Source organism: Terasakiella sp. SH-1 (genome assembly GCF_004564135.1).
Lineage (GTDB): Bacteria > Pseudomonadota > Alphaproteobacteria > Rhodospirillales > Terasakiellaceae > Terasakiella.
In genome coordinates, this window is record NZ_CP038255.1 from 3620781 (window position 1) to 3646926 (window position 26146).

Here is a 26146-nt window from a genome sequence, read left to right on the forward strand (position 1 = left end):
TTGATTTAGAAAAGGTTATTTCAGCTGATGAAAATTCTGGCAATGGATACAGCCGCAGCGGCTTGCTCGGTCGCCTTGTGGCAAGAAGGGGCCGTGACCCATCATGTGCTTGAAGAAATGGCACGCGGCCATGCTGAAAAGCTGTTGCCGCTTGTACAAAACTTGTTGCAGGACGCGGATGTTTCCATTGAAGACTTGGATGCGCTGGCTGTTACCGTTGGACCGGGTGCCTTTACGGGCTTGCGGATCGGGTTAGCCTCTGCACGTGGCTTTGCTGCGGCCAGTGGTAAGCCTGTGATTGGGGTGACTACGCTGGAAAGTCTGGCCCATGGGACGGGGCAACAGGCGTGTCCGATCCTTTGTGCGCTGGATGCCAAGCGGGCTGATCTTTATGCCCAACTGTTTGATGGAGACGGCCTGCCCCTATCAGAACCTGTGGCTCGACTGCCTGAAAATGTGGTGGATTTATTGCCAGAAGATTGTACGCAGGTTGTCGTTGCAGGCGACAGCTTTTCCCGCTTAAAAGATCTGTTGGCTGAGAAAGGGGTTAAGGCGATCCCATCTGATGTGCGCTTGCCCAATGCCCATGATGTGGTTGAGATTGCAGCAGGCAAAGGCTTGCCCAAAGAGGGGGAAGGTCGACCATCTGCCTTTTATATCCGCCCGCCTGACGCCGCTTTGCCTAAAAATGGCGGACGATTGCGCCCATGAGGCTCGTGTCTTTGGAACTTGCCCATTGTGAAATTCTTGCAGCCCTGCATGCAGAAGCCTTTGGGGAAAGCTGGTCGGTCAAAGCCTTTCAGGATTTGGTGGGGCTTTCTGCCAGTTATGGTTATCTGGCACAGGTGGGCGAGGAACCTGTTGGCTTTATCCTCTGTCAGGGTGATGAGGTTGAGGCTGAAATTATTACTATTGCTACGCGTCGCTTACAGCGTAGAACGGGGATTGGCACAAAGCTTCTGGAACATGCCTGTCAACAAACAGGGCGCATGTTTTTGGAAGTGGATGAAGAAAACGACGGTGCGATCAGTTTTTATCAGGCCCGTGACTTTCACCAGATCGGCCTGCGCACAGGTTATTACAAGCACCCCGATGGGCGTAAAACCGATGCGCTGGTGATGGAAAGAACCAAGATTTAAAAAATGGTTCTATTTTTTCTGAATAAATAATTTATACGTGATACCGTCACTTTGCTCTTCTGTTGCAAGTACTGAATGACCAAGTTCTTCGGCAGAAAGGGGTACGTTCTTTAGCGGTTCCCCGCCATTGAGTAATACTTCAATAATTTGACCGGACTGCATTTTCTCTATTTGAAGCTTTGTTTTGACAAAGGTCATAGGGCAGGTGTCGGAGGTGATATCTATAAAACAATCGGCCTGTAGTTCTTTTTCTTTATTTTGTGTATTATTCATTTTATTCTGATCCTGAACGATTTATTCAAAATAGAAAGACGTTTTACCATGAGTGACCAGCCAAGCAAACTTGAACTTCTCGAACTCACTTCTGAAATTGTATCTGCCCATGTCAGTAACAACTCCGTTACGACCCAGGATTTGCCGCAATTGATTGAAGATGTCTATAAGACTTTAGGCAATGTGGGGGAGAAGCCGGAAGCAAAAGAAAAGGTTCAACCGGCTGTGCCGATCAAAAAGTCTATCCAGCAGGATTATATCATCTGTCTGGAAGATGGGAAAAAGCTCAAAATGCTCAAGCGTCACCTCAAAACTGCATACAATATGACACCGGAAGAATATCGCGAGAAATGGAATCTGCCGTCTGACTATCCGATGGTGGCGCCAAACTATGCTGAACACCGTAGTAATTTGGCGAAAAAGATCGGTCTTGGTACTCGCGCACGTAAGTAATTGCCTCAAAAATCAGGGTAAATTAGGAAATAATAGTCCTTTGCATTGACAGGTCATTTGTGATGGGCATTATGGGATAACACTTTCATGCGGAACATAAAGTGATTGGGTAGTGAAATAATAAGAGGGTAACAAGATGACGGACTCCCGCATCGAAGAAATGTGCATTGAAAAGGGCATGAAAATGACCGGCCAGCGTCGTGTCATTGCCAAGGTTTTGTCTGAGGCCACAGACCATCCTGATGTGGAAGAGGTCTACAACCGTTCCAGTGCTATTGATACCCATATTTCCATCGCCACTGTTTATCGCACCGTGCGCCTGTTTGAAGAAGCCGGGATTATTGAACGTCTGGATTTCGGTGATGGCCGTGCCCGTTATGAAGAAGCGTCTGAAACGCATCATGATCATCTGATTGATGTACAGTCTGGCAAGATCATTGAATTCCATGATGACGACATTGAAGCCTTGCAGCGCAAAATCGCTGAAAAATATGGGTTCAAGCTGGTGGATCACCGTATGGAACTGTTCGGTGTGCCGTTAAAAGACGATTAAGTCTGGCTTTATCTAGAATATTTTTGCATGAATGCCGCAAGCCGCTTTGCCCGCTTGCGGTTTTCTTTTGTGTCGCGAAAGGCAATGACCAGGGGCTTGTTTTCCACAGTCTGGTCATAAAACTGGATCTGTTCGGCCACAGCTTTAAGCTCGGGATTATTTTCCAGCAGGTAATTGAGCACATATTTATCAATCACCCCGTAATCCGTGCGCCCTAATAAGACAAATTTAATCAAAACGGCATCTGAATCGACGCGTTCTTGTAAGGGATGGTTTTCGTAAACGGATGGATAAACATAGGATTTCACCAGTCCGATACTTTGGCTGGCAATTCCTTGGTAAGATTTTTTGTCTGTTCCCGGTTGATAGCTGCTGAAAACCCCAATGGGGGAGGAAAAAATGGGGACCGAGGCAAAGAAGCCAGTGTCGACTTCTTCGGGCCAGGCGCAATAATATCCCACATAACGCTCATCAACGGTGGGGAGGTATTTGGCCCGTTTCCATGGTAGATATTCAATCTCCAGCTCAATCCCCATATCATCCAGAACATTTTTCAGGGCAATATAGCCAAGGCCGCGCTCGCCCAGCTTTTCATCCATATAGGGGGGCCAGTCACGTATGGCGGTAAAGCGCCATGTTTCAGCTTGTGCATTTAGGGGCTGAAAGAAAAAAGAGATCAGAAAGAGAGAAAAGGCAAAAACGAAACGCATTCCACCATCACAGGATTATTTAGGGCGAGAACTTATAAAATCATAGCATAAGAGTGTCTGCGGAGCATGTGCTTTCTGTTGAAGAACTTGACTCTTGGCTCGTCTGGGCTTATGTCGCACTCAGCGTATCGGATATTGTAAAAAATCGGCTGTGATTATGGGTGCTTCCAAAAAATTATTTATCAAGACTTATGGCTGTCAGATGAACGTCTATGATTCCGCCCGGATGGAAGATGTTCTCAAACCCTTAGGTTATGAAATGACCGAGGGGCCGGAAGATGCCAATATGGTGATTTTAAACACCTGTCATATCCGTGAAAAGGCGTCAGAAAAGGTTTATTCCGAACTGGGTCGTTTAAAAAATATCAAGAAAAAGCGCGATGATGAGAATGAGATGATCATCGGTGTGGCAGGCTGTGTGGCCCAGGCCGAAGGTGAAGAAATTTCCAAGCGCGCCCCTTATGTGGATATGGTTTTTGGCCCGCAAAGCTATCATAATTTGCCGGAAATGATTGCCAAGGCACACCGCGCCGGTGATGAAAAGGGCCGTGGTATTTTGATGACCGAATTTCCGGCAGAAGACAAATTTGACCATCTGCCCGAACCGACCAAGCCGGAAGGCTACAGCGCGTTTCTGTCCATTCAGGAAGGCTGTGATAAATTCTGCACCTATTGTGTGGTGCCTTATACCCGTGGGGCGGAATATTCCCGCCCGGCTGAACATGTGTTGAAAGAAGCCAGGCAACTGGTGGCTCAAGGCGCGTTGGAGATCACGCTTTTGGGGCAGAATGTGAATGCGTATCACGGGGATGATGGTCGTGGGGGGGAATGGTCACTGGGCCGTTTGATCCGCGAATTGGCTGAGATCGACGGGCTGGAACGTATTCGTTACACCACGTCTTATCCGGCAGAAGTTGATGATGACCTGATCACCGCCCATGCTGAGGTCCCGCAGTTGATGCCGTATCTGCATTTGCCTGTGCAGTCTGGTTCCAACCGCGTGCTGGCGGCGATGAACCGCAATCACACCCGTGAAGAATATCTTGAAATTATTGCCAAGTTGAAAGCTGCCCGTCCGGATTTGGCCCTGTCTTCTGATTTTATCGTTGGTTTCCCCGGTGAAAACGAGCGTGATTTTGAAGATACACTGGATATCATCCGCGATGTGAAATTCATTCAAGCCTTTTCTTTTGTCTATTCCGCACGTCCCGGTACACCGGCCGCGACCATGGATTTGCAGGTCGACAAAGTGGTGGCAAACGAGCGTTTGCAGATTCTGCAAAAACTTTTGGTCGATATTCAAACCGACTTTAATCAGAACTGTATTGGCCGTAAATTCCCCATTTTATTGGAACGTGAAGGGCGTAATCCCGGCCAGTTGGTGGGCCGCAGCCCCTATATGCAACCTGTTCATGTTGACGCACCCCTTGATTTAATTGGTAAAATCGCTGATCTTAAAATTATCAGTGCGCGCCCAACGTCGTTGGGGGCCGAACTCGTCAATGTGGAAAGGAAACATGCGTGAGTGACGAAATTAATCTGACATTGGACTTTGAGGACAATGGCCTGCTGCCAGACCTGTTTGGCGAACATAACCGTAATTTGGCCCGTCTTGAACAGATGTTGGATGTCACCATCCATGAACGCGGCAATCAATTGATTGTGGTAGGTGATCCTGAAAATGTGAACCATACCAAGGATGTGCTGCAAAGCCTTTATCAGCGTTTGAAAAAAGACATGATTGTTGGCCCGCAAGAAGTCGATGGTGCCATCCGTATGGCGATTGACGGGCAAGAAGCCCCTTATGTGAAGGCGGATAAGAAAAAGACCAAGGCGGCCTTACCCGATACCGCCATGGTGATCAAGACGCGCAAAAAACATATCTCACCGCGCTCGCCCTTGCAGGCTGATTATTTTCGTTCCATTGACAGTTGCGAACTGGTGTTTGGTGTTGGCCCAGCGGGAACGGGCAAGACGTATCTGGCTGTTGCCAAAGCTGTGGAGGCTCTGACCACAGGGGAAGTGGACCGCATTATCCTGTCACGCCCCGCCGTGGAAGCAGGGGAGCAACTGGGCTTTCTGCCGGGTGATATGCAGGAAAAAGTCGATCCGTATTTGCGTCCGATTTATGATGCGCTTTATGACATGCTGCCTCAAGATCAGGTGGAAAAGCGCATGGAAAAAGGCGAGATTGAAATCGCACCACTGGCCTTTATGCGCGGACGGACCCTTTCCAATGCTTTTGTGATTTTGGATGAAGCCCAAAATACCACAGCCGTTCAGATGAAGATGTTTCTGACTCGCTTGGGCGAAGGTTCCCACATGGTGGTGACAGGGGATTTATCACAGGTCGATCTACCTCACGGGGTACGTTCAGGCTTGCGTGATGCTTTGGAAACTCTGGAAGGGGTAAAAGGTATCGGCGCTATTCGCTTTACGGAAAAAGATGTGGTGCGCCATCGTCTTGTCAAACGCATTGTTGATGCCTATGACAAAGCGGAAAAAAATCGCGAAGATGCAGAAATTTACGAAAAACCACGCGGCAGAAGGTTCAAGAAATGACCTTGGAACTCGGTGAGCTGGATATTGATCGCGCCCATGATCAATGGCCCGATTGTGACGGGCTGATTGAAACATGCGTTCGCGCAGCCTTGAAAGAATGTAAAACCGATGCGAATGATCGCCCTTGTGAAATCAGCATTTTGCTGAGCCATAATGATCAGGTGCAGGAACTTAATCGGGAATACCGCGAAAAAGACAAGCCGACCAATGTGCTGTCTTTTCCCGCTATGGACTGCACAGTACCTGGCGATTTAATTCTGGAACCCGGTCCCCTCCATTTGGGCGATATTGTGCTGGCCTATCAGGTTGTTGTGGGGGAAGCGCAAGAACAAAATATTACCTTTGAGGATCATTTAAGTCATTTGATCATTCATGGGGTGCTGCATCTGTTGGGCTATGACCATATTGAAGATGAGGAAGCCGAAGAGATGGAAGGGCTGGAAATTTCACTTCTGGCTGAATTAGGGATTGCGAATCCCTATGCATCTGAGGCAGACTGAACTTATTATAAATTAGACCTTTCTATTTGATCAGAAGAACGAATGAACGACCAAAACGGCGACAGTAGCCAGCCCCAGGAGATGGGGCAAAATAATGGGGCAGAGGCACCCGGCCTTTTTAAGCGCCTCAATCCGTTTCGCAAGAAAAGCAATGGTGATAACAGTGTGCGTGACACGCTGGAAGAACTGCTGGAAGAACGCGAAGAACAGGAAATCCCACTAGAAGCCGAAGAAGCCCAGCTGCTGAAAAATATCTTTGGCCTGCGTGAACGGACCATCGAAGATGTATGTGTACCGCGTTCTGATATTTGTGCCATCGGGGTGGAAAGTTCGTTAAGCGAAGTCGTTGACTTGATGACCCGTGAAGGTCATTCGCGTATTCCTGTCTATGGTGAGGATCTGGATGATCCTATCGGCATGGTCCATATCAAGGATGTCATTGCCTGGCAGAATAAGGAAACCCCCTTTAATCTGGCGAAACTCTGTCGCAAGGTTCTTTATGTGTCCCCCAGTGCCCGTGTGTTGGAGCTCTTGCTGGAAATGCGTACCAAACGGGTTCATATGGCCTTGATGGTGGATGAATTTGGCGGGACAGATGGGCTTGTCACCATTGAAGATTTGGTGGAAGAAATCGTCGGGGAAATCGAAGATGAACACGACCGCCCGGAAGGCCCGATGTTTGTTGAACGCGCAGACGGCTGTATTGATGCAGATGCCCGTTGGGAACTGATTGATGTGGAAGAAAAGATCGGGGCGTTTTTAGAAGAAGAAGAACGCGAGGATACCGATACTCTTGGTGGTTTGATCTTCTCACTCGCTGATCATGTGCCGATTCGTGGTGAAATTATCAAACATCCAGCCAGTGGCCTTGAATTTGAAATCCTCGAAGCTGATCCGCGACGCATTCACCGCACGCGCATTCAGAATTTGAAAGTCTTGAAAATCGACTAAGGTCATCACCAGCTTGACTGGGGATCTTTGTCCCATCTGAAAAAGGTCCCCGCATTCGCGAGGACGACGCTTTTACTCAACGCATCAGGTACTTTTCGATAAAGCCTTCAACATCGCCTTCTTCCAGACCGCGTTTTTTCAGGTCTTTTCGGATTGAGGAAATATCGACGTTTGGATAGGTGTGGCAGTTTTCAATCTGGTTGGTTTCTGCATCAATAATGCGGAAATCATAGGCCATGTTCTCGCTGCGATAGACATCATATTTCAGAATTTGATCAATGGAGTTATCGGGCAGGTAGGTCAGGATGGTTGGCTGTAAGTCGTACAGATCAGTTGGCTTGCAATAATCGGCTGAACAGATGATGACTTCATCACCTTTTTGACAGGTACGTGCCGCAGCCCCATTGAGGATACAGCATTTAGAGCCCGGTTCACCATAGATGACGTAAGTTGAAATACGCGCACCGCTTTGCTTGTTCCAGATATCAACAAATTCCATTGGATAGATACCGGCCAGTTCACACTGTTCTGGGTCCAGGGTGATGGAACCGTGATAGTTCAAATCAGCGCCGGTGACGCGGATACCGTGGAGTTTTGCACGCACAACTTTCATCATGGTTTTAGGCTTTCTTTATATCCAAACTGTTACTGGCGTTATAACGATTTTAAGTTTTTGAGCCAGCTTTTTTTAACATATTGAGCCTATAAATTATATATTCTTTAACCCAAGGGCAGTTACCCATAAGCGGAAACAAAGATTTAGGATCAGGATAAAGAAATGGCGTTGATGCGTTCTATTGCCACAGTGGGTGGTTTTACCATGATGAGCCGTATCCTTGGTTTTGCACGCGATATTCTGGTTGCTGCCATTTTGGGGGCCGGGCCTGTAGCTGATGCGTTCTTCATTGCCTTTAAATTTCCTAATGTGTTTCGCCGCCTTTTTGCCGAAGGGGCCTTTAACGCAGCTTTTGTTCCCCTGTTTGCGGGGAAATACGAAGAAGACGGCGCAGATGTTGCCAAACAGTTTGCAGAACGGGCCTTTGCCTTTCTGTTCTGGGTGTTGCTGGTTTTGTTGGTAATTATGGAACTGGCCATGCCCTGGGCCATGCAACTTTTTGCCCCTGGCTTTATGGACGACCCTGACAAATTTGACCTGGCTGTTTACCTGACACGCATAACATTTCCTTATTTACTGTTCATATCACTTGTTTCTCTAATGGCAGGTATATTGAATTCATTGAATAAATTCGCAGCTGCGGCTGCAACACCTGTTTTATTGAATATCTGTCTTATCGGGGCAATTATCGGGCTGACCCCTTATATGGAAACACCGGGCCATGCGCTGGCCTGGGGGGTGTTTGGCGCGGGTATTGTTCAGTTTGCCTGGTTGTTCTGGAATTGTATGGGCAACAAGATGACGTTGGTTTTGCGTCTTCCCAGTTGGGGGGAAGATGTGAAATTGATGGTGAAGCGTATTATTCCAGGTGCCATTGGCGCAGGGATTTATCAGGTGAATTTGCTGGTGGATATGATGATTGCCACCTTATTGCCTACAGGGGCCATTTCTTTCCTGTTTTATGCAGACCGGATCAATCAGTTGCCCCTTGGCGTGGTGGGGGTGGCTGTGGGGACGGCTCTTTTGCCCATGTTATCTCGTCAAATCAGGGCTGGGAATGAGGCTGAGGCCATGAACAGCCTGAACAGGGCCTTGGAATTTTCATTGTTCTTAACTTTACCTGCAGCCGCTGCTTATATGGTGATTGCTGATCCGATCGTCAGTGTGTTGTTTGAACGCAATGAATTCACGGCTACAGATAGCACAGCCACGGCTGCGGCCCTTTTTGTCTACGCCTTTGGTTTGCCTGCCTATGTGTTGAATAAGGCATTAACGCCGGGATTCTTTGCGCGTGGGGATACGAAGACCCCCATGAAGATTGCCGCTGTTTGTATGGTGGTTAATATTGCTTTTAACCTTTTATTGATGGGACCGTACCTGCATGTTGGATTGGCGATGGCAACGGTCATTTCAGCCTGGACCAATACCATTTTGTTGGCTTGGGTCTTGCGCAAGCGGGGCTTTTTTAGCGTTGATAGCCGATTGGCCTCTAAATCCTTACGGATTGTTGTAGCCTGCCTTATTATGATGGCGGGGCTATATGGTTTGACTATCTGGCTGGAAGGTTTTCTGACAGGTAATCAGGTGGAGCGAATCGTCGCTCTTATCGGGTTGGTCGGGGCCGGTCTGGTTCTTTATTTTGTCAGTGCCTTTCTATTGCGTATTATGCGACCGTCTGAACTGAAATCTATGTTAAAGCGTGGATAATCAAGCCCTTTTTCGTTTGTATGATTATTGATCCAACCTATTGAAATATTAAGCTTTTATTGCATTAAGATGAAACTCCTGAGATCGGCCCAGTCATAAATTGACAAAAGGTTAAGACCGCCCTCATCTGATAGTGAAATCCACAACGGGTAGACTATTCAAGGTGTACGCAACAATGTCTTCAGATCGTATTTCAATTTCTTATCGTATTTATATCGGGTTTGGTTTTCTTGTTCTGGCTTTATTGGGACTGGGGACTTTTGCCACTTTGCAATTTGATAAAATGGCAGGGTCAACAGAAGCCATTGGTGAAAAAATTAATCTGGTGGGCGGGGCAAATGATTATGCCCTCAGTCTTAAAGAACTATCTGATTCCATCTTGCTTTATGCCCGCACACAAAGTGTAGAGGATCGTGAGAAAGTGAATGTTCAGTTGTCCAAGACACAGGCGGTAGAAAAACATTTCATCCGTATTCTGGAAGAGAAAAATCAGGGGGATAATGCAAACAAAGTGAGGGGACTGGCCCAAGCTTATGATGAAACGCTGGAACCTCTTTTACTGCGGATTGAAAATATCGGTGCGTCTTCGGACATGATCCTGATGGGGGCGGGGAAATTGGTGGTTTCTTCACCGATGCTGGCGCAAAAACTGATGACAATTGCAACGGACAAACCGGAATATGCGGTTTTGAGTGGGCAGGCGAAAGCGATTTTGCTGGCCTCAAACAAGGCAATGCTGGCGACCATGACGTATGGCATTAAGCCGAATGAAGAAAACCTGCAAGGTGCCCGTAATGCAACTTCGGCTGTTGATGAAGTTCTTAGCCAGACAAAAGCACAAATGGCCGGGTTATCGCGTCGTGATAAAAAGATTTTGAAATTTGTCGGGCGTGATAATGATCTGTTGAAGCAAGGCTATATTCAGTTTCAAGGTTCAAACATGGGCTTGGTAAACTCCTTTGAAACTTATCGCCTCGCCATTGAACAGACCATGGCTTTTGCCTCCTCAATCCGCCAGAAAGCCATCAATGCACAAAACCAAACGACGACAATTGTCAGCGAACAATCCAATTCAACGATCACCAGCTATATTGTCACCATGGCAATTGTTGCTGCTCTAGCCGTTTTACTGGGGGCCATTACCTCGCGCAGTATTCTGGGGCCATTGAAACGTGTGACGCAGGATATGAAATTGCTGGGCGATGGTGATACGGAAATTCAGGTGGTGGATCGTGAACGTCGGGATGAAGTGGGCACTATGGCCAAGGCGGTGGTGATTTTTCGTCAAAATGCTCTGGATGTGGAACGGCTTACCCAGCAGCGTCTGGAAGATCAAAAACGCGAGGAAGCAAAACGCAGTTCGTCTTTAATGGCGATGGCAGATACGATTGAATCGGAAACGGGTTTGGTTCTGGAAAAAGTGGTGGGCCATACCAAAGAGCTGAATAATGCGGTTGGGACAATCTCGGGTTCAGCACACGCCGTTTCAACTCAGGCGGGGGAAGTGGCTAAAGAAGCAGCGCGTTCTCACCAGTTGGCCCAAAGTGTAGCTGAAGCTGCCGATCATCTGGCACGTTCAATTGAACAGGTATCAGCAAAGGTAGGTCGTCAACGTACCATTGCGGATACGGCCAGTCAGCAGGCGTCAAACTCTTCACAATCGGTTAAATCCTTAAGGGATGCAGCCGATAGCATTGGGGCGGTTGTGGGTATTATTAATGATATTGCTGCCCAGACCAATATGTTGGCCCTGAATGCCACAATTGAGGCTGAACGGGCCGGAAGTGCAGGCAAAGGCTTTGTTGTTGTGGCAAATGAGGTGAAACAGTTGGCAACACAAACATCAAAAGCCACGGCTGAGATTGCTCAGCAGATTAACAGCATTCGTACAGTGACACAGGATTGTGTAAGTTCAATTGAACAGATCAATGTGATTATTGACGATATGGCAGAAATTTCAGGTGATGTGGCCAATAGCGTGAGTGAACAAAGTGAGGCTACTCATCGCATTACGTCAAATATTCTCGACTCTTTCAAGGTTTCTGAACGGTTGAACCAGTCTGTCACAAATGCTTCTGAAGAAATGAAAGGAGTGCAGAATTTGACAGGTGAACTGGGGACTGTTTCGAAGAAAGTGATTTCTATGGTGGAAAGTCTGGAAATGTCCTTGAATACCGCTGTGCGTTCTGCAGATACGATGGGCAGTGGGGTTGAAGGGGAACGGGTGCCGTTGATCGGGCGTGATGTTCATGTGGTTTTGAAAGGGAAGCGTGGCATTTTCCGCTCCAAACTATTGGATATTTCCAATAACGGGATGGCGCTTTATCCACCGATTGATGTCCGCAAAGGGGATGAATTTACGGCTGAGATCGAAGAAATCCCCGGTCACTATAGCATCGAGGTCTTATCTCATCGTGGGCTCGGGTCCCCGAAAACACGGATGCGTTTTGTGGCGGAACTGGAAGAGCGTTCTGAAATTGTTCAATATGTTGCCAAACAATGGGCAGATCGTTTGCGCGATGAAATCCTGGGAGGGGAAGTGATTTATCTGTCGAATTTGCAAGCGGCAGAATAATAAAGTTTCCTTGACCGTGACTTGCGGCCATTGCATAAGACAGACACGTTATAAACTGAGGGCGTCTCCATCGCGCCCTCTTGTGTTTTCTATAGAAGCGGGACAATCCAATGGGTCGCATTTTTTCTGGCGTTCAGCCATCCGGTAATCTTACACTTGGCAACTATCTGGGGGCAATTCGCAACTGGGTAAAGCTGCAAAATGATTATGAATGTATTTTCTGCGTTGTGGATATGCATGCCATCACCGTCTGGCAAGACCCAGAAGCCCTTCGCCGCGCAACGCGTGAGGTTGCTGCGGGCATGTTGGCCTCTGGTGTAGACCCGAAGAAAAACATCATCTTCAATCAGTCTGCGGTTTCCGGTCATGCGGAACTGGGCTGGATTTTCAACTGTGTGTCCCGTCTGGGCTGGCTTAACCGTATGACACAGTTTAAGGAAAAGGCAGGCAAGCATAAAGAAAATGCCTCTTGTGGCCTGTATGTCTACCCCAACTTGATGGCAGCTGATATCCTGCTTTATAAGGGGACCCATGTGCCGGTTGGTGATGATCAAAAGCAGCATCTGGAATTGGCGCGTGACATTGCGCAAAAATTCAATAATGATTTTGGCAAAGAAATCTTCCCACTGCCTGAACCGATGATCTTTGGATCAGCCACACGTGTGATGTCTTTGCGTGATGGCACCAAGAAAATGTCCAAGTCAGACCCGTCTGAATATTCCCGTATCGGCATGACAGATGATGCTGATACGATTGCGAAAAAAGTGCGCAAAGCCAAGACAGACCCGCATCCGGTGCCCGATTCTATTGAGGCTTGTGAAGATCGCCCGGAAGCGAAAAACCTGATGAATATTTTTGCGGCCTTGTCTGATCAAGAGCTTAAGGATGTGTGTGGTGAATTTGGGGGTCAGTCCTTTGCTGATTTCAAAAAGGCCCTGACCGAACTGGCTGTTGAAAAGTTGGCTCCAATCAGCGAAGAAATGCAGCGTTATATGGATGACCCGGCACAAGTCGATGCCATTTTGAAAGATGGGGCAGAACGCGCCAATGCGATTGCTGAGCCGATTTTGAAAGAAGTAAAAGAAGCTGTTGGTTTCTTACAGCCGTAATGTTGTTAAATAAAGGATCACTTTTTCTTATGTTGAAGGTGATCCTTTATGTATTTTTATGGCTTCGTGTTACCAGCCAAATCCCCAGGACAATCAGGCAGATTCCGAAATAGTGGAAAGACTGGAGTTTTTCCCCTAGAATCAGCATGCCTAAAATAGCACCAAAAACAGGCATGAGATTAAGGAAAACGCCTGCGGTATTGGCCCCGACCAGTTCCACCCCTCTGTTCCAGCACAGGAAGGAGAGAACAGAGGGAAAAATACCGATATAGACAAAGGCCCAAATGGTATCGCTATTCAGTGTGAAGTTGGCGCCGGTGGATATTTCCCAGCCATAAAGGGGAATGAGCAAAATAATCCCGGCTAATACCATGGCAAAGGTAAAGGCAAAGCGTGACAAGCCTTTGGGGGCTTTTGCGAGCAAGACTGAATAGATGGACCAAAGTACCACCGAAGTGAGCATCATCAAGTCACCGGGGTTAAGGTGCAGGCCCGCCAGTGTTGCCCAATCTCCACGGGCGACAACCGTACTCACTCCGATCATGGAACACAGGATACCAACCCCGCCCAGCATCTTGACCCCTTTTTTAAGGATCAGGATGGAGAAAAACAGCGTGACCACAGGCATACCTGCCTGAATGAGCGAGGTATTAACCACCGTGGTATAATGTAGCCCCCAGTATAGAAGCGCATTAAAGGCGGTGATGCTTAAAAAACCCTGCACAAACACATATAGCAGGTTCTTCTTAATGATCTCGATGTCCCGTAAAAACGGCTTGATACAGATCGGTAGCAAAATAGCCGCAGCAATAATCCAGCGCCAAAAGACCATGGCAACAGGGGGAAGGTCAGCGGCAAACAAACGTCCGACAACGGAATTCCCCGCCCAAAACAGCACGGCAAGGGAGAGTAAAATATAAGGGTGGCTTATATGACGCAGCAAAATCTTATCCTTTATGTGCCACTTGTTTTGATCAACCAGTGGCGTCTTTTGGCGCGCAGCTTATCATTTTTTACGGTTTCTTCGATGAATTGTTTTAGACAATGGGGATAATTCATCGCCTTTAACACGCTTTCCTGCAGTTCTTTTTGAGTAAGAGATGGGTAGGGCCGGTTTTGCGCTTCAATGGTTTGCAGGCCAATTGGTAAGGAGTTTATTTTAAATGTTCCTAATGAGCTATTATAATTATAAGAATTATTGATTATTTCGCCGCAGTCGGAGTGGAAGTGAATGTGATCTAATTCAACGAATTCGTAATTGATGCCCAGGCTTTCTGTTTTATGCATGCCGTCAAGCTGCTCATGATTCAGCCAGGTGATCATTTGTCGTGAGCGAATGCCTTTTTCATAATGATAGGTTGCTGCAATAGATCCATATTTGGTGAAATGGGCGCTATAGACGGAATCGTAATCATGCAACCATCCGGCCATCACAGGCAGATATGTCGGGCCGAATTTCCGTAACAATTGTGTTGGGGACTGGTTGGAGCCACAGGCCAGTACCGGGATGCGGTTTGTCAGGTCAAGAGCATGATCCCAGGGTTTGATCTCTTCCCCGTCAATCAGATAGCTGTGAGACGGGATATCATAGGGATAACCCAGGGCACGTTCTGTGATGTCATTTCCCATTTGATTGGGATGCTTTTTACCCTTCATCTCCGGTCTTTACATATTGCGAGATATCAACTTCGTCGAGTTGTTCTGGCTTAAGGAAGCGTTCGGCATATTCTTTATATTTGCCTGAGGTCAGGAACAGTTCGAACAGGTCTTTATCAATATGATTGTCTTTGGCCATAAAGGACATGATTTTGACGGATTGTGAGAGGGTCTTGGGGAGTTTATACGGGCGATCAGCAGCTGTCAGGGCCTCAAAGATATCGGCGACTGCCATCATACGTGCCGGCCAGGACATATCATCAGCGGTGAGTTTACGGGGATAGCCTGTGCCATCCATTTTCTCATGGTGACCACCAGCATATTCCGGCACACGTTTGAGGTGACGCGGGAAGGGCAGCTGGTCCAGCATAATGATGGTTTGGACGATATGATCGTTAATTTTAAAGCGGTCTTCTTCGGTCAAGGTTCCGGCCTTGACTTTTAAATTATAAAGTTCCCCCTGATTATAGAGGTTTTCCGGCGGTGCCATATTAAAGCCGTACGGGTTGCCTTCTTCAAACAGGGATTTGTCTTGGCGTACGAAAATATGGTCTGCACGATCAGATAGAATTTTTTCCACCACAGGCAAACTTGGCTCAACACCTGCGGCTTCTTTACGCGTCTTTTCTTCATGGCCGATGCCAAGGCGATCGGAAATGGTGCGTGTCCAGTTCAGTTGCGAGATTTTATCCAGGCGCTCTATACGTTCCGGGGCCATGAAATCCCCGCCGACATTACATTCTGCAATAAAGGCAAAATCGTCATCAAGCTGGGCAATGCGTTTATCAAAGGCTTCTTTCAGCCCTTTTTCATCCCCGCCTGCGGCCACAGCCTTAAGGTAATTGATTTCTGCATCGCGTTTCATCACTTCAAAACGCATGCGCACTTCGTGAATGCGGTCATAGATGGTTTCAAGCTTGGTGGCTTTATCGACGATATATTCCGGTGTGGTGACTTTCCCACAGTCATGGAGCAAGCCTGCGATGTGCAGCTCATATTGGTCTTCTTCGCTCATGTCAAAATCGGCAAACACCCCGTCTGTGGCTGCTTTTGCCGCATCGGCGAGCATGTCTGTTAAAACCGGAACCCGCTGGCAGTGCCCGCCCGTATAGGCGGACTTGGCGTCAATCGCACCTGCAATCAAGCTGATGAAAGAAGCCAGCAATTCTTTTTGGGCTTCGACCAGAAGCTGGTTATCAAGGGCAATAGCCGCCTGAGCCGCGAGGGCTTCGACAAAGGGTTGGAGGGTTGTATCAAACGGGACAACCTCGCCAGTATCGCGATCTTGAGAGTTGAGCAATTGCAAAACAGCAATCACGCGTCCTTCATTGTTATAAAGAGGAACGGTGAGGAAGGATTTGGAGCGATAGCCCGTGGCTTCGTCAAATTTCTTGGTGCCGGAAAAATCAAAATCTTTGAAAGTATAGGCATCATCAACACTGATGGTGTTTTTGGACAGGGCGCAAAAAGAAGCGACGTTTTTATGGTTTTCTTCGCCCGTTTCCGGGTCGTATAGTTCAACTGGCGGTAAGGTGATTTCGTTGCCTGATGTGCCGCCGTTATAAATGTTGAGACTATCATTGCGCATAATCTCAAATTTAAGACGGCGGTCATCATCAATTACCCGATAAAGTGTGCCGCCATCGGCATTACACATGGTTTTTGCTTCGTTGAGAATCTGTTCCATCAATCGTGTGGAATTACGTTCCGTGGATAGGGCCAGACCGATATCCAGGAGTTTACGATATCTTTGTTCCCGCAAGTCTTCCATGTGTCTCACACCTTATGTAATTCTATTCTTTGGATTTATTGTAACAGCTTTTATTAAATTGGAAATTAATAGTTACATAGAAATCCAACCTTTCCTTAGTGCAAAGTTGTATTTGGATGGACGTTATAGCCTGACTCATAGATTGAACAGGCAATCTCTACATAATCGACCAAAGCTTGCAGGCGGTGATTGACCCGTCTGTCTTTACATTCCGGGTCCTTATCCATCAGCGCAAGGATAATGGAGAGGTCTTCTTCGGCACTGATCAGCAGGCGGCAAAAATGATCAAAATGGTGATCAAGGGTTTGGGGGCTGTCATAGCGGGTAAAGTCAGGTTTACCGTTAATCTTTACCAGATCGGAAAGCAAGTTGCGCAAGTAATCATGGGTGCTGTGTGTTGGAATAGTCATTTAAACTGTCCTTTAAAGAGATAAAGTTCTGTAAGTCTTGTTCGCAGCTTGTTATGAGATGATCTGAAAGATTTTTTTGCGAGTTAAGGAAGTCCCCATGCCGTTTGCGTCCTTGCGCGATTTTATGGATCGTCTGGAAAAAGAAGATCGTCTGGTTCGTGTCACAGAACCTGTCTCCACCGTTTTGGAAATGACGGAAATCCAGACCCGCCTTTTGGCCGAAGAAGGTCCGGCTGTTCTGTTTGAAAATGTCGTGGGCGAAGATGGCAAAAAACACGATATGCCTGTGCTGGTGAACTTGTTTGGCACCGTAGAACGTGTGGCCTGGGGGATGGACCGTGAGCCAAGTCAATTGCGCGAAGTTGGGGAAACACTGGCCTTTTTAAAACAGCCTGAACCCCCCGGTGGCTTTAAGGAAGCCTTGAGCCTTTTACCACTGGCGAAAACCGTTATGGCGATGAAGCCGAAGACGGTACGATCAGCGCCTTGTCAGGAAGTCGTGTTAGAAGGCGATGACATTGATCTGGCGGATTTACCCATTCAAACTTGCTGGCCCGGTGAACCTGCCCCGCTGATTACATGGCCGCTGGTGGTGACACATGGACCGGGTAATGGCAAAACGGATAATTTCAACCTCGGCATTTATCGCATGCAGGTGTTGGGGAAGAACCGCTGTATCATGCGTTGGCTCAAGCATCGTGGCGGGGCGCAGCATTTTGCGCGCTGGGTGAAAGAAAAGAACGAGCCCATGCCCGTTGCCATTGTTCTCGGTGCTGATCCGGGCACGATTTTGGCGGCTGTCACGCCTGTGCCTGATACGCTGTCAGAATATCAGTTTGCGGGATTGCTGCGCGGCAAAAAGGTGGAACTGGTGGATTGTAAAACTGTCCCGCTGAAAGTTCCGGCAGAAGCTGAGATCGTGCTGGAAGGTTATGTGCGCCATGATGAAGAGGCCGCCGAAGGACCTTATGGCGATCACACAGGCTATTATAATTCGGTGGAAGATTTTCCGGTTTTTGAAATCAGCGCCATTACCATGCGCAAAAAACCGATCTTTCTTTCAACCTTTACCGGACGTCCACCAGATGAGCCGTCTGTTTTGGGGGAAGCATTAAACGATGTGTTTGTCCCCTTGTTGCAACAGCAGTTTCCGGAAATTGTTGATTTCTGGTTGCCACCGGAAGCCTGTTCTTATCGTGTGGCGGTGGTGTCGATCAAGAAAGCCTATCCCGGTCATGCCAAGCGGGTCTTGATGGGCTGTTGGTCGTTCCTGCGCCAATTCATGTATACAAAATTCATCATTGTGGTGGATGACGATATTGATTGCCGCGACTGGAAAGATGTCTGGTGGGCGGTGTCCACTCGGATGGATCCGGTGCGCGATACCATGATGGTGGAAAACACCCCGATTGATTACCTTGATTTTGCCTCGCCTGAAAGTGGGCTCGGCGGCAAGGTCGGTTGGGATGCCACCAATAAAATGGGTAATGAGACCCACCGCGAATGGGGCGAAAAAATCCGCATGGATCAGGATGTGGTGGATAAAGTCTCTGATATGTGGGACAAATTAGGTCTGCCGGGGTCCGGTCAGCCGATTTGGAAGTAATAATACGTCATCCTCGCGCATGCGGGGGGCTTTATGAATTTTTAAAAAAGATTCCCAATCAAGTTGGGAATGACAATGGATCAGAAGTAAAGATAGCGACATGAGCCAGCACGAAAATAATCTCGACCTTTTAAATAATCTGATTGAAAAAGCCAAAAAACTGGGGGCTGATCAGGCCGATGCGGTGCTGGTCTCAGGTACGTCTCTTTCCCTGTCTCAACGTTTGGGCAAGCCGGAAAGCTTGGAGCGTTCAGAAGGACAAGATATGGGTTTGCGCGTTTTTATTGGAAAACGTCAGGCAATTGTGTCTTCCAGTGATTTTAACAAAGACTCTCTGGATGAACTGGCACAACGCTGTGTGGATATGGCACGTGTGGTTCCCGAAGACCCCCATTGTGGCTTGGCTGATCCTGACCAGTTGGCGACGGAATTTCCCGATGTGGATGGCTATGACCCTTATGAGCCCGATGAAGCACAATTGATTGCCTGGGCTAATGAGGCCGAAGAGGCGGCCCGTGCGGTTGAAGGTGTGACAAATTCCGAAGGGGCGGAAGCTGGCTGGGGCCGCCATGATGTGGCAATTGCAGCATCAAACGGTCTGTCTCATGCCTATAGTTCTTCAGGGTGTTCCATCAGTGCGTCCGTTTTGGCGGGTGAAGGCACCGGGATGGAACGTGATTATGAATATACCTCTGCCGTTTATGCCGAAGATTTGGATAATCCGGCAGAGGTGGGAAAAAAGGCAGGTGAAAAGGCCGTGGCCCGCCTGAACCCGCGTAAAGTGGAAACCCAGCAGGTGCCGATCATTTATTCCACCCGTGTGTCCAATGGGTTGCTCGGGCATCTGAACGGGGCAATTAACGGTAATTCTGTGGCGCGTGGCACCAGTTTTTTAAAAGATATGATGGACGAGAAAGTCTTTTCTGATGCGATTACCATTGTGGATGATCCGCACCGCAAACGGGGATTGCGCTCCAAGCCGATTGATGGTGAAGGATTGGCAAATAAAAAGCGCAATATCGTTGAACAGGGTGTCTTGAAAAGCTGGATTCTGGATTTGCGTTCTGCACGCCAATTGGGGTTGGAAAGCACAGGCCATGCCGCACGCGGTACAGGTTCGCCCCCGTCACCCAGCACAACCAATTTCTATATGGAAGCAGGCGAGCTGTCCTTAAAAGAGCTGATGGCTGATATCAAACAGGGCTTTTATGTCACAGAATTGATTGGCATGGGGGTGAATGGGGTGACAGGTGATTACAGTCGCGGTGCGGCTGGGTTCTGGATTGAAAATGGCGAAATCGTCTACCCGGTCTCAGAACTGACGATTGCGGGGAACCTCAAGGATATGTTCAGGAATTTGACACCAGCTGACGATCTGGAGTTCAAATACGGCACCAACGCCCCCAGCCTGCGTATTGAAGGACTTACGGTTGCCGGGCAGTCGGCGTAGTGCTATTGTGCGCCGCAATTTGATGGGTTTGGGGAACATTCGTCGTTGGGACAGAAACAAAAACTGGATACACGGACTTTCACGCTGTTAAAGCGTCTGATTAAGGAAAGTGTCAGCCCCTATAAAACACAGGTCTTTCTGGCCCTTGTTTTTATGCTGATTTCATCCGTGGCCGCGTCCATGAGCATGTTTATCCTCAAGCCTGTTTTTGATGATATTTTCATCAATAAGAACGAAGACATGCTGTGGACCATTGGCATGGCGATCATCTTTATCTATCTGATTAAATCCATTGCCTATTATGGGCAGGCTGCGACCATGTCGTGGCTGGGCTTGCGTATTGTGACGGATTTACAGGTCAAGATTTATGACCATTATATGCGCATGGATTTGAATTTTTTCCATGCGCACCCCAGTGGCAGTTTGTTATCACGCATCACCAACGATGCGGTTCTGATGCGTAATACGGCAACCAAGGTGCTGACCAGTGCGGGCAAGGATTTTACCTTATTGATCGGTATGATCGCAGTGATGTTGACGACCAACTGGCAGCTGGCGCTTTTTGCCCTGATCGTTTTTCCCATCACCATTGCTCCGGTGTTAAAACTGGGCCGTCGCATTCGTAAGGTCACGGTCAATACACAAGCCGAGATTGGCCTGTTGATCACCTTGGTGGGCCAGACCTTGTCCGGTATTCGCCATGTGAAAGCCTACCGCATGGAAAATTATGAACGCAAGCGCGTGCGTGACATCACCGAAAATATCCGTGCCCTGATTTTTAAGGCGGAACGCACCAAGGCATTAAACTCCCCCATTATGGAAACCGTGGCGGGTTTTGCCATTGCGCTGGTGATTGTTTATGGCGGCTATCAGGTGATCGAAGGGGTGAAGACCACAGGTGACTTCATGGCATTCTTGGGCTCTGCCATGATGTGTTATGAACCGGCAAAACGTTTGGCGAATTTGAATTCGGAAATGCAGGGTGGTCTGGCCGGTGCACAGCGCATGTATGAAATTCGTGATGTGGAAGCCACTATCACCACGCCGGAAGATGCCAAAGATATCGTGGTTAAAAAGGGCGAAATTCGTTTTGATACGGTTGAATTTGCCTATGATGACGGCAAGGTCGCTTTAACAGATTTGAACCTGCATGTGCCTGCGGGCAAGACCGTTGCGCTTGTTGGCCCCAGTGGGGCGGGAAAATCAACCGTGCTCAATATGGTGCCGCGCTTTTATGATGTGAGTAAAGGTAACGTCAGCATTGATGGTCAGAATGTTACAGATGTCAGCTTGACCTCTTTGCGCAAATCCTGCGCCTTGGTGTCTCAGGAAATCGTTTTGTTTGATGATACCATCCGCGCCAATATCGCTTATGGTCGTTTTGATGCCACAGAAGAAGAGATTATCGAGGCCGCCAAACATGCCGCCGCCCATGACTTCATTATGGAATTGCCTGAAGGTTATGACACCATTGTCGGTGAAGACGGGGTGAAACTGTCTGGCGGGCAGCGCCAGCGGGTTTCCATTGCACGCGCCATGTTGAAAAATGCCCCGATCTTGTTGTTGGATGAAGCCACATCAGCACTGGATACGGAAAGTGAGCGCAAAGTTCAGGCCGCCTTGCAGGAACTGATGAAAGACCGTACCACCCTTGTGATTGCACACCGTCTGTCCACCGTTGTGGATGCGGACCTGATCTATGTGATTGATCGTGGTACCGTAGTGGAAAAAGGCACCCATGGGGAACTGATTGACCATGACGGCATTTATGCGCGTCTGTATGCCATGCAGTTCTCAGACGATGAAGGGGCTGAAAACCCATGAGTCTGATTAAATCCATCACCAAGTCAGACGGGTTTCGGGCCTTTTTATGCTGGATCGGGGCGCAATATATCCGCCTTGTCTATTTGACCGGGCGTTGGGATGTGGTCAATGGCGATGTGCCGCGCAAGTTTTGGGATGAAGATAAGCCTTTTATCCTCGCCTTCTGGCATGGGCGTATTTTGTTGATGCCTTATTGCTGGGATCGCAAAAAAAATATCCATATGCTGATTTCTGCTCACCGTGATGGGCAATTGATTGCGCGCACAGTTGGGCATTTCGGCATTCATACTATTGAGGGGTCGACCTCTAAAGGCGGGGCAACGGCCTTGCGTGCCATGTTGAAATCCCTGAAGAATGGCGAATGTATTGGCATTACGCCAGATGGCCCGCGCGGACCGCGTATGCGGGCCTCAGCTGGTGTGGTCAATGTGGCGAAAATGTCCGGCGTGCCCGTGATCCCCTGTGCTTTTGGGGCAGCAAAACGCAAACATGTGCGCAGTTGGGATCGTTTCTGTGTCGCTTGGCCATTTTCCAAAGGGGTGTTTGTCTGGGGTGATCCGATCCATGTACCCAAAACAGCCAAAGGCGAAGAGCTGGACCAATACCAACAGGTCATTGAAGATCAACTGACCCATGTGACGAATGAAGCTGATCGTCTCACAGGCCATCCCCCGGTGGAGGCCGCAGCGAAATGAGCTATTCCCTTTATCGCGGGCTGACGACCATTAGTGGCCCCATGATCACCCATTATCTCAAGAAACGACTGGCCCGTGGCAAGGAACACCCCACGCGCTATCCTGAACGTTGGGGGCAGGCATCTGTTGCACGACCTGAGGGTAAGCTGGTGTGGCTTCATGGGGCCAGTGTGGGCGAAGCGCTGTCCTTGTTGGTGGTGATTGACGAGATCAAAAAGACCTATCCGGATTTTACCATCCTGATCACCACAGGTACGGTCACGTCGGCAGATTTGATGGCAAAGCGCTTGCCCGAAGGGGTGATTCATCAGTTTGTCCCGGTGGATCGCCTGTCTTATGTGCGCAGTTTTCTGGATCATTGGCAACCGGATGTGGCGATTTGGGCTGAAAGTGAATTATGGCCTAACTTGGTGGTGGAAACCAAAAAGCGCGGCACAAAAATGGCGCTGATTAATGCGCGTATGTCCGATAAATCCTTAAAAACATGGCGCAAGCTCAAAGGTTTTATTCAAACCCTGCTGGGGTGTTTTGATCTATGTCTGGCTCAAACGGAAAAAGACGGCGAACGCTATCACAGCCTGGGGGCAAGGGATGTCCAATGTCCCGGCAATTTGAAATATGCCTCTGCTGACTTGCCTGTTGATACAGAAGAGCTGGCGTTGTTGCAGAAGTTTATTGGCAAACGCCCTGTTTGGCTCGCAGCCAGTACCCATAAGGGGGAAGAGGCTATGATGGGCCGGGTCCATGGGGCGCTGCAGGATCAACATCCTGACCTGTTCACCATCATTGCCCCGCGTCACCCCGAACGTGGGCAAGAGATTGTTGCAGAATTAAAAGCTCAAGGATTGAATGTCTGCCAACGCAGCCAAAAAGAAGCCTTAAGTGATCAGACACAAGTCTATGTGGCCGATACGTTGGGGGAAATGGGCTTGTTTTATCGCCTGTCCCCCATTGTTTTTATGGGCAAATCCATGGAACCGTTGGGCGGGCAAAACCCGTTGGAGCCTGCGCGTCTGGGCTGCACCTTGATCTGTGGCCCTTATATGACCAATTTTGAAGAGATTATGGGCCGTTTCATTGATGCACAGGCGATTACTATCGTGGAAAATGAACAGGTCATTGCTACAAAATTACAGGAGCTGTTTGAAGACCCGAAACAATGCGAAGTCAAGGCGGCGAATGCAAAGATCGTGGCCTATACTCAAGCGGCCGTTCTGGGCAAAACCATGAAAGCCCTGAAAGATTTGTTTGAGTAAGGCGATGAAGGCACCGGGGTTTTGGTCATATGGGAAAGGCGGTTTGAAGGCATTTGCCCTATCACCCCTAGGGGTGATATATAATTGTTTGACTACTCGGCGGGCCAATCAGGAAGCCCGTGGACAGGCGTCAGCGCCGGTGATCTGTATCGGCAACCTCACCATGGGGGGGGCGGGAAAAACGCCGACAGCCATGGCGATTGCAGCCTTGTTGAAACAGCAGGGAAAAACGCCTTTTTTTCTGTCACGGGGATATGGGGGCTCCCTATCCGGTCCTGTGATTGTTGATGATCACGGGGCAGAACAGGTGGGGGATGAACCCTTATTGCTGAAACAAATTGCCCCTGTCTGTGTTTCTCATGATCGGGTGGCGGGGGCTGATCTTTGTGTGCGCCAAGGTGCTGATGTTATCATTATGGATGATGGCTTTCAAAACCCGCATCTTTATAAAGACATGTCCTTGCTGGTGGTTGATGGCGGTTATGGTCATGGTAATGAAAAAGTCTTTCCTGCCGGACCGTTGCGTGAAAAACTCGCCAGTGGCCTGAAACGTGCCCATGGGGTAATTATGATTGGCACGGACCAGACCAATAGCTGTGAACGTATTCAAGCCGTTTCATCAAATATTCCCTTGATGAAAGCTGATATTCAGGTTGAGGATCGCGCCGATCTGGCTGGGCAAAAGGTCGTGGCCTTTGCCGGGATTGGGCGACCGGGGAAATTCTTTGATACGGTGCAGAGGCTGGGCTGTATCATCTGTGAGACGGTGAGTTTTGCCGATCATCACCCCTATAGCCTGAAAGAACTTATCGCCTTGCAAGAACAGGGGGAAAGATATGGGGCAAAATTGCTCACCACGCAAAAAGATTGGGTGCGCCTGCCAGAAGAGATGCGAAAACATGTGGATTATGTGAAAATCTCGCTGGTCTGGCAGGACCAAGACGTGGTAAAGGCACTGTTGGCGTCACTTTAAATCAGGCATTTTCCCATGTCCTCTTTTAACACACAGAAATATATTGCACACCCTGCCCAAGGGCTGGTTGCGCATGTGTTGTTTTTTATCATGGGACTGTTGCCAATTGACTGGGCCTCAAGCATTGGTGGATTTATTGCCCGTACCATTGGGCCAAAGCTAAAAGTCACACGCATTGCCCGTGATAATCTGACACAGGCTTTTCCGGATAAATCACAGGCGGAGATCAACGATATTATCGTGAAGATGTGGGATAATCTGGGGCGGGTTGCCTTTGAATTCCCGCAAGTCTCCAAGATGAATGTCTATAGTGATCCGGATCGTTTTGAGGTTGTGGGCGCAGAAAATATCGCCTTGCTTGAAGGGGATGACAAATGCGGGATTTTCTTTTCCGGCCATTTGGCGAACTGGGAATTTTGTGCGTTAGGTTGTGCGCAGCATAATCCGCCTGTGCCGGTCCATTTGATTTATCGCGAACCTGATAATCCGCATATGCGCGCCCTTTTTGCCAAACGCAAACCCACCCCGGAATGTGGCTTGATCCCGAAAGGGTCCAAAGGGGCGCGCCAAGCCCTTGATGTGCTGAAAAAAGGTGGTCATCTCGCCATGTTGGTGGATCAGAAGATGAATGACGGGATTGCAGTTCCGTTTTTTGGCCGCGATGCCATGACCGCACCTGCCATTGCACAATTTGCCCTGAAATATGATTGCCCGGTGGTGCCGGTGCGTATTGAACGCTTAGATGGGGTCAAATTCCGCATTACGTTTTTTGAGCCCATGGAAATCAGCAAATCCGGTAATCGCAAGGGCGATATGCTCAAGATTATGACCGATATTAATGGGATGCTGGAAAGCTGGATTTCTGAGCGCCCGGAGCAATGGCTCTGGCTTCATCGTCGCTGGCCGAAAAACTGATTTATGAGTTACGCCCTAGCTTAGGGCGTCTTGAAGTTGGTGGGCGCTAAAGGGTTTGGCAAGGACGCTGTTGGCACCAAGGCTTTTGGCGGATTCCAGTGGGCTGAAACTGGATTCATTATAGCCACTCATGGCGATGATTTTGATATCGGGATAGAGACGGCGTACATCGTTGATGGTTTCAAAGCCATCTTTTTCCGGCATGAAAATATCCAGTAAAATATGATCAACAGATCTTTCGCGCAGGCGCTCCAGTGCCTCAATACCATTGGCAGCTTCCAGTATGTCATATCCCAATCTTTTTAGAACTTGAGACATGGCAAACCGCACATCTATATCATCATCAACAAGCAGAACCGTCTGCATGGTGTTACATCCCCATATTTCGCCAGATGGTTGAGGATTACACGATTAAAAAAACGCTCATAACACCCATATGGGG

General features: G+C 48.5%; 26 protein-coding genes. 18 read left to right on the forward strand and 8 right to left on the reverse strand.

The features are described 5' to 3' along the window. Window positions 1-27: 27 nt before the first annotated feature. Both tsaB and E4K71_RS17080 read left to right on the forward strand, forming a co-directional pair. Entirely contained in the window at window positions 28-711 is a 684-nt protein-coding gene (gene tsaB / locus E4K71_RS17075; protein WP_135081639.1) for a tRNA (adenosine(37)-N6)-threonylcarbamoyltransferase complex dimerization subunit type 1 TsaB, read from the forward strand. A gap of 5 nt (window positions 712-716) precedes the next feature. After that, window positions 717-1139 (forward strand): GNAT family N-acetyltransferase, encoded by a 423-nt coding sequence (locus tag E4K71_RS17080; RefSeq protein WP_167730677.1) that lies wholly within the window; start codon window positions 717-719, stop codon window positions 1137-1139. Window positions 1140-1148: 9 nt separating this feature from the next. On the opposite strand, the gene E4K71_RS17085 is transcribed toward E4K71_RS17080, so the two are convergent. Continuing rightward, on the reverse strand, window positions 1149-1412 hold the full coding sequence (locus tag E4K71_RS17085; protein ID WP_135081643.1) for a sulfurtransferase TusA family protein: 264 nt from the start codon (window positions 1410-1412) through the stop codon (window positions 1149-1151). A 48-nt stretch (window positions 1413-1460) separates the two neighbouring features. Between E4K71_RS17085 and E4K71_RS17090 the strand changes: the two genes are divergently transcribed. Both E4K71_RS17090 and E4K71_RS17095 read left to right on the forward strand, forming a co-directional pair. Then, a complete protein-coding gene (locus tag E4K71_RS17090; RefSeq protein ID WP_135081645.1) occupies window positions 1461-1865 on the forward strand; it encodes a MucR family transcriptional regulator in 405 nt (134 codons plus the stop codon). Between the two features lie 136 nt (window positions 1866-2001). Continuing rightward, window positions 2002-2418 (forward strand): Fur family transcriptional regulator, encoded by a 417-nt coding sequence (locus tag E4K71_RS17095; RefSeq protein ID WP_135081647.1) that lies wholly within the window; start codon window positions 2002-2004, stop codon window positions 2416-2418. A gap of 8 nt (window positions 2419-2426) precedes the next feature. Here E4K71_RS17095 and E4K71_RS17100 read toward each other — a convergent pair whose 3' ends face one another. Then, window positions 2427-3128, reverse strand: coding sequence for a transporter substrate-binding domain-containing protein (locus E4K71_RS17100; RefSeq protein ID WP_135081649.1), 702 nt, complete (start codon window positions 3126-3128; stop codon window positions 2427-2429). 157 nt (window positions 3129-3285) lie between these two features. On the opposite strand from E4K71_RS17100, the gene miaB reads away from it, so the two are divergent. The 4 genes from miaB to E4K71_RS17120 are packed head-to-tail and all read left to right on the forward strand — an operon-like array spanning window position 3286 to window position 7141. Beyond that, window positions 3286-4653: a tRNA (N6-isopentenyl adenosine(37)-C2)-methylthiotransferase MiaB gene (gene miaB / locus E4K71_RS17105; protein WP_135082116.1), complete on the forward strand. Its 1368-nt coding sequence runs from the start codon at window positions 3286-3288 to the stop codon at window positions 4651-4653. Further along, window positions 4650-5690 carry a PhoH family protein gene (locus E4K71_RS17110; protein ID WP_240796841.1) on the forward strand — a complete coding sequence of 347 codons (1041 nt, stop codon included), beginning with the start codon at window positions 4650-4652 and terminating at the stop codon, window positions 5688-5690. The genes miaB and E4K71_RS17110 overlap by 4 nt, the downstream gene beginning before the upstream one ends. Next, on the forward strand, window positions 5687-6190 hold the full coding sequence (gene ybeY / locus E4K71_RS17115) for an rRNA maturation RNase YbeY (protein ID WP_135081651.1): 504 nt from the start codon (window positions 5687-5689) through the stop codon (window positions 6188-6190). The genes E4K71_RS17110 and ybeY overlap by 4 nt, the downstream gene beginning before the upstream one ends. Window positions 6191-6232: 42 nt before the next feature. Further along, window positions 6233-7141 carry a hemolysin family protein gene (locus E4K71_RS17120; RefSeq protein WP_135081653.1) on the forward strand — a complete coding sequence of 303 codons (909 nt, stop codon included), beginning with the start codon at window positions 6233-6235 and terminating at the stop codon, window positions 7139-7141. A 76-nt stretch (window positions 7142-7217) separates the two neighbouring features. Here the strand turns inward: E4K71_RS17120 and E4K71_RS17125 are convergent, their stop codons facing one another. Further along, window positions 7218-7757, reverse strand: a complete 540-nt coding sequence (locus tag E4K71_RS17125; protein WP_135081655.1) for an aspartate 1-decarboxylase — start codon at window positions 7755-7757, stop codon at window positions 7218-7220. 162 nt (window positions 7758-7919) lie between these two features. On the opposite strand from E4K71_RS17125, the gene murJ reads away from it, so the two are divergent. The 3 genes from murJ (at window position 7920) to trpS (ending at window position 13148) form a co-directional block, all read left to right on the forward strand. Further along, window positions 7920-9464 carry a murein biosynthesis integral membrane protein MurJ gene (murJ, locus tag E4K71_RS17130; RefSeq protein WP_135081657.1) on the forward strand — a complete coding sequence of 515 codons (1545 nt, stop codon included), beginning with the start codon at window positions 7920-7922 and terminating at the stop codon, window positions 9462-9464. 175 nt (window positions 9465-9639) lie between these two features. Then, a complete protein-coding gene (locus E4K71_RS17135; RefSeq protein ID WP_135081659.1) occupies window positions 9640-12039 on the forward strand; it encodes a methyl-accepting chemotaxis protein in 2400 nt (799 codons plus the stop codon). 110 nt (window positions 12040-12149) lie between these two features. After that, window positions 12150-13148: a tryptophan--tRNA ligase gene (gene trpS / locus E4K71_RS17140; RefSeq protein WP_135081661.1), complete on the forward strand. Its 999-nt coding sequence runs from the start codon at window positions 12150-12152 to the stop codon at window positions 13146-13148. 46 nt (window positions 13149-13194) lie between these two features. On the opposite strand, the gene E4K71_RS17145 is transcribed toward trpS, so the two are convergent. From E4K71_RS17145 to E4K71_RS17160, 4 genes are all read right to left on the reverse strand, one after another. After that, window positions 13195-14091: a DMT family transporter gene (locus E4K71_RS17145; protein WP_135081663.1), complete on the reverse strand. Its 897-nt coding sequence runs from the start codon at window positions 14089-14091 to the stop codon at window positions 13195-13197. Window positions 14092-14102: 11 nt separating this feature from the next. Next, window positions 14103-14804, reverse strand: a complete 702-nt coding sequence (locus E4K71_RS17150) for a hypothetical protein (protein ID WP_135081665.1) — start codon at window positions 14802-14804, stop codon at window positions 14103-14105. After that, window positions 14794-16575 carry an HD domain-containing phosphohydrolase gene (locus tag E4K71_RS17155; protein WP_135081667.1) on the reverse strand — a complete coding sequence of 594 codons (1782 nt, stop codon included), beginning with the start codon at window positions 16573-16575 and terminating at the stop codon, window positions 14794-14796. Before E4K71_RS17155 ends, E4K71_RS17150 begins: the two co-directional genes overlap by 11 nt. A 95-nt stretch (window positions 16576-16670) precedes the next feature. Beyond that, a complete protein-coding gene (locus E4K71_RS17160) occupies window positions 16671-16985 on the reverse strand; it encodes a hypothetical protein (RefSeq protein WP_135081669.1) in 315 nt (104 codons plus the stop codon). Window positions 16986-17082: 97 nt separating this feature from the next. Here E4K71_RS17160 and E4K71_RS17165 point away from each other — a divergent pair, with 97 nt between their 5' ends. From E4K71_RS17165 to E4K71_RS17195, 7 genes are all read left to right on the forward strand, one after another. Then, on the forward strand, window positions 17083-18591 hold the full coding sequence (locus tag E4K71_RS17165) for a UbiD family decarboxylase (RefSeq protein WP_135081671.1): 1509 nt from the start codon (window positions 17083-17085) through the stop codon (window positions 18589-18591). A gap of 100 nt (window positions 18592-18691) precedes the next feature. Next, window positions 18692-20041 carry a metallopeptidase TldD-related protein gene (locus E4K71_RS17170; protein ID WP_135081673.1) on the forward strand — a complete coding sequence of 450 codons (1350 nt, stop codon included), beginning with the start codon at window positions 18692-18694 and terminating at the stop codon, window positions 20039-20041. A gap of 45 nt (window positions 20042-20086) precedes the next feature. Continuing rightward, a complete protein-coding gene (locus E4K71_RS17175; RefSeq protein WP_240796842.1) occupies window positions 20087-21865 on the forward strand; it encodes an ABC transporter ATP-binding protein in 1779 nt (592 codons plus the stop codon). Next, window positions 21862-22560: a lysophospholipid acyltransferase family protein gene (locus tag E4K71_RS17180; RefSeq protein ID WP_135081675.1), complete on the forward strand. Its 699-nt coding sequence runs from the start codon at window positions 21862-21864 to the stop codon at window positions 22558-22560. Before E4K71_RS17175 ends, E4K71_RS17180 begins: the two co-directional genes overlap by 4 nt. Further along, window positions 22557-23816, forward strand: coding sequence for a 3-deoxy-D-manno-octulosonic acid transferase (locus E4K71_RS17185; RefSeq protein ID WP_135081677.1), 1260 nt, complete (start codon window positions 22557-22559; stop codon window positions 23814-23816). The genes E4K71_RS17180 and E4K71_RS17185 overlap by 4 nt, the downstream gene beginning before the upstream one ends. Window positions 23817-23904: 88 nt before the next feature. Further along, a complete protein-coding gene (gene lpxK / locus E4K71_RS17190) occupies window positions 23905-24789 on the forward strand; it encodes a tetraacyldisaccharide 4'-kinase (protein ID WP_240796843.1) in 885 nt (294 codons plus the stop codon). A gap of 15 nt (window positions 24790-24804) precedes the next feature. Further along, window positions 24805-25704, forward strand: a complete 900-nt coding sequence (locus E4K71_RS17195; RefSeq protein WP_135081681.1) for a lauroyl acyltransferase — start codon at window positions 24805-24807, stop codon at window positions 25702-25704. A 15-nt stretch (window positions 25705-25719) separates the two neighbouring features. Here E4K71_RS17195 and E4K71_RS17200 read toward each other — a convergent pair whose 3' ends face one another. Then, a complete protein-coding gene (locus tag E4K71_RS17200) occupies window positions 25720-26070 on the reverse strand; it encodes a response regulator (RefSeq protein WP_135081682.1) in 351 nt (116 codons plus the stop codon). Between the last annotated feature and the right edge of the window lie 76 nt (window positions 26071-26146).

Bases quoted from the DNA above. Each gene is read 5' to 3' on its own strand.
- E4K71_RS17195 (WP_135081681.1), top strand. From the start codon at position 24,805: ATGTCCTCTTTTAACACACAGAAATATATTGCACACCCTGCCCAAGGG.
- E4K71_RS17200 (WP_135081682.1), bottom strand. From the start codon at position 26,070: ATGCAGACGGTTCTGCTTGTTGATGATGATATAGATGTGCGGTTTGCC.
- murJ (WP_135081657.1), top strand. From the start codon at position 7,920: ATGGCGTTGATGCGTTCTATTGCCACAGTGGGTGGTTTTACCATGATG.
- E4K71_RS17125 (WP_135081655.1), bottom strand. From the start codon at position 7,757: ATGATGAAAGTTGTGCGTGCAAAACTCCACGGTATCCGCGTCACCGGC.
- ybeY (WP_135081651.1), top strand. From the start codon at position 5,687: ATGACCTTGGAACTCGGTGAGCTGGATATTGATCGCGCCCATGATCAA.
- E4K71_RS17120 (WP_135081653.1), top strand. From the start codon at position 6,233: ATGAACGACCAAAACGGCGACAGTAGCCAGCCCCAGGAGATGGGGCAA.
- E4K71_RS17160 (WP_135081669.1), bottom strand. From the start codon at position 16,985: ATGACTATTCCAACACACAGCACCCATGATTACTTGCGCAACTTGCTT.
- E4K71_RS17150 (WP_135081665.1), bottom strand. From the start codon at position 14,804: ATGAAGGGTAAAAAGCATCCCAATCAAATGGGAAATGACATCACAGAA.
- E4K71_RS17185 (WP_135081677.1), top strand. From the start codon at position 22,557: ATGAGCTATTCCCTTTATCGCGGGCTGACGACCATTAGTGGCCCCATG.
- E4K71_RS17170 (WP_135081673.1), top strand. From the start codon at position 18,692: ATGAGCCAGCACGAAAATAATCTCGACCTTTTAAATAATCTGATTGAA.
- trpS (WP_135081661.1), top strand. From the start codon at position 12,150: ATGGGTCGCATTTTTTCTGGCGTTCAGCCATCCGGTAATCTTACACTT.
- E4K71_RS17095 (WP_135081647.1), top strand. From the start codon at position 2,002: ATGACGGACTCCCGCATCGAAGAAATGTGCATTGAAAAGGGCATGAAA.
- E4K71_RS17165 (WP_135081671.1), top strand. From the start codon at position 17,083: ATGCCGTTTGCGTCCTTGCGCGATTTTATGGATCGTCTGGAAAAAGAA.
- E4K71_RS17100 (WP_135081649.1), bottom strand. From the start codon at position 3,128: ATGCGTTTCGTTTTTGCCTTTTCTCTCTTTCTGATCTCTTTTTTCTTT.
- E4K71_RS17155 (WP_135081667.1), bottom strand. From the start codon at position 16,575: ATGGAAGACTTGCGGGAACAAAGATATCGTAAACTCCTGGATATCGGT.
- E4K71_RS17090 (WP_135081645.1), top strand. From the start codon at position 1,461: ATGAGTGACCAGCCAAGCAAACTTGAACTTCTCGAACTCACTTCTGAA.
- miaB (WP_135082116.1), top strand. From the start codon at position 3,286: ATGGGTGCTTCCAAAAAATTATTTATCAAGACTTATGGCTGTCAGATG.
- E4K71_RS17135 (WP_135081659.1), top strand. From the start codon at position 9,640: ATGTCTTCAGATCGTATTTCAATTTCTTATCGTATTTATATCGGGTTT.
- E4K71_RS17085 (WP_135081643.1), bottom strand. From the start codon at position 1,412: ATGAATAATACACAAAATAAAGAAAAAGAACTACAGGCCGATTGTTTT.
- tsaB (WP_135081639.1), top strand. From the start codon at position 28: ATGAAAATTCTGGCAATGGATACAGCCGCAGCGGCTTGCTCGGTCGCC.
- E4K71_RS17180 (WP_135081675.1), top strand. From the start codon at position 21,862: ATGAGTCTGATTAAATCCATCACCAAGTCAGACGGGTTTCGGGCCTTT.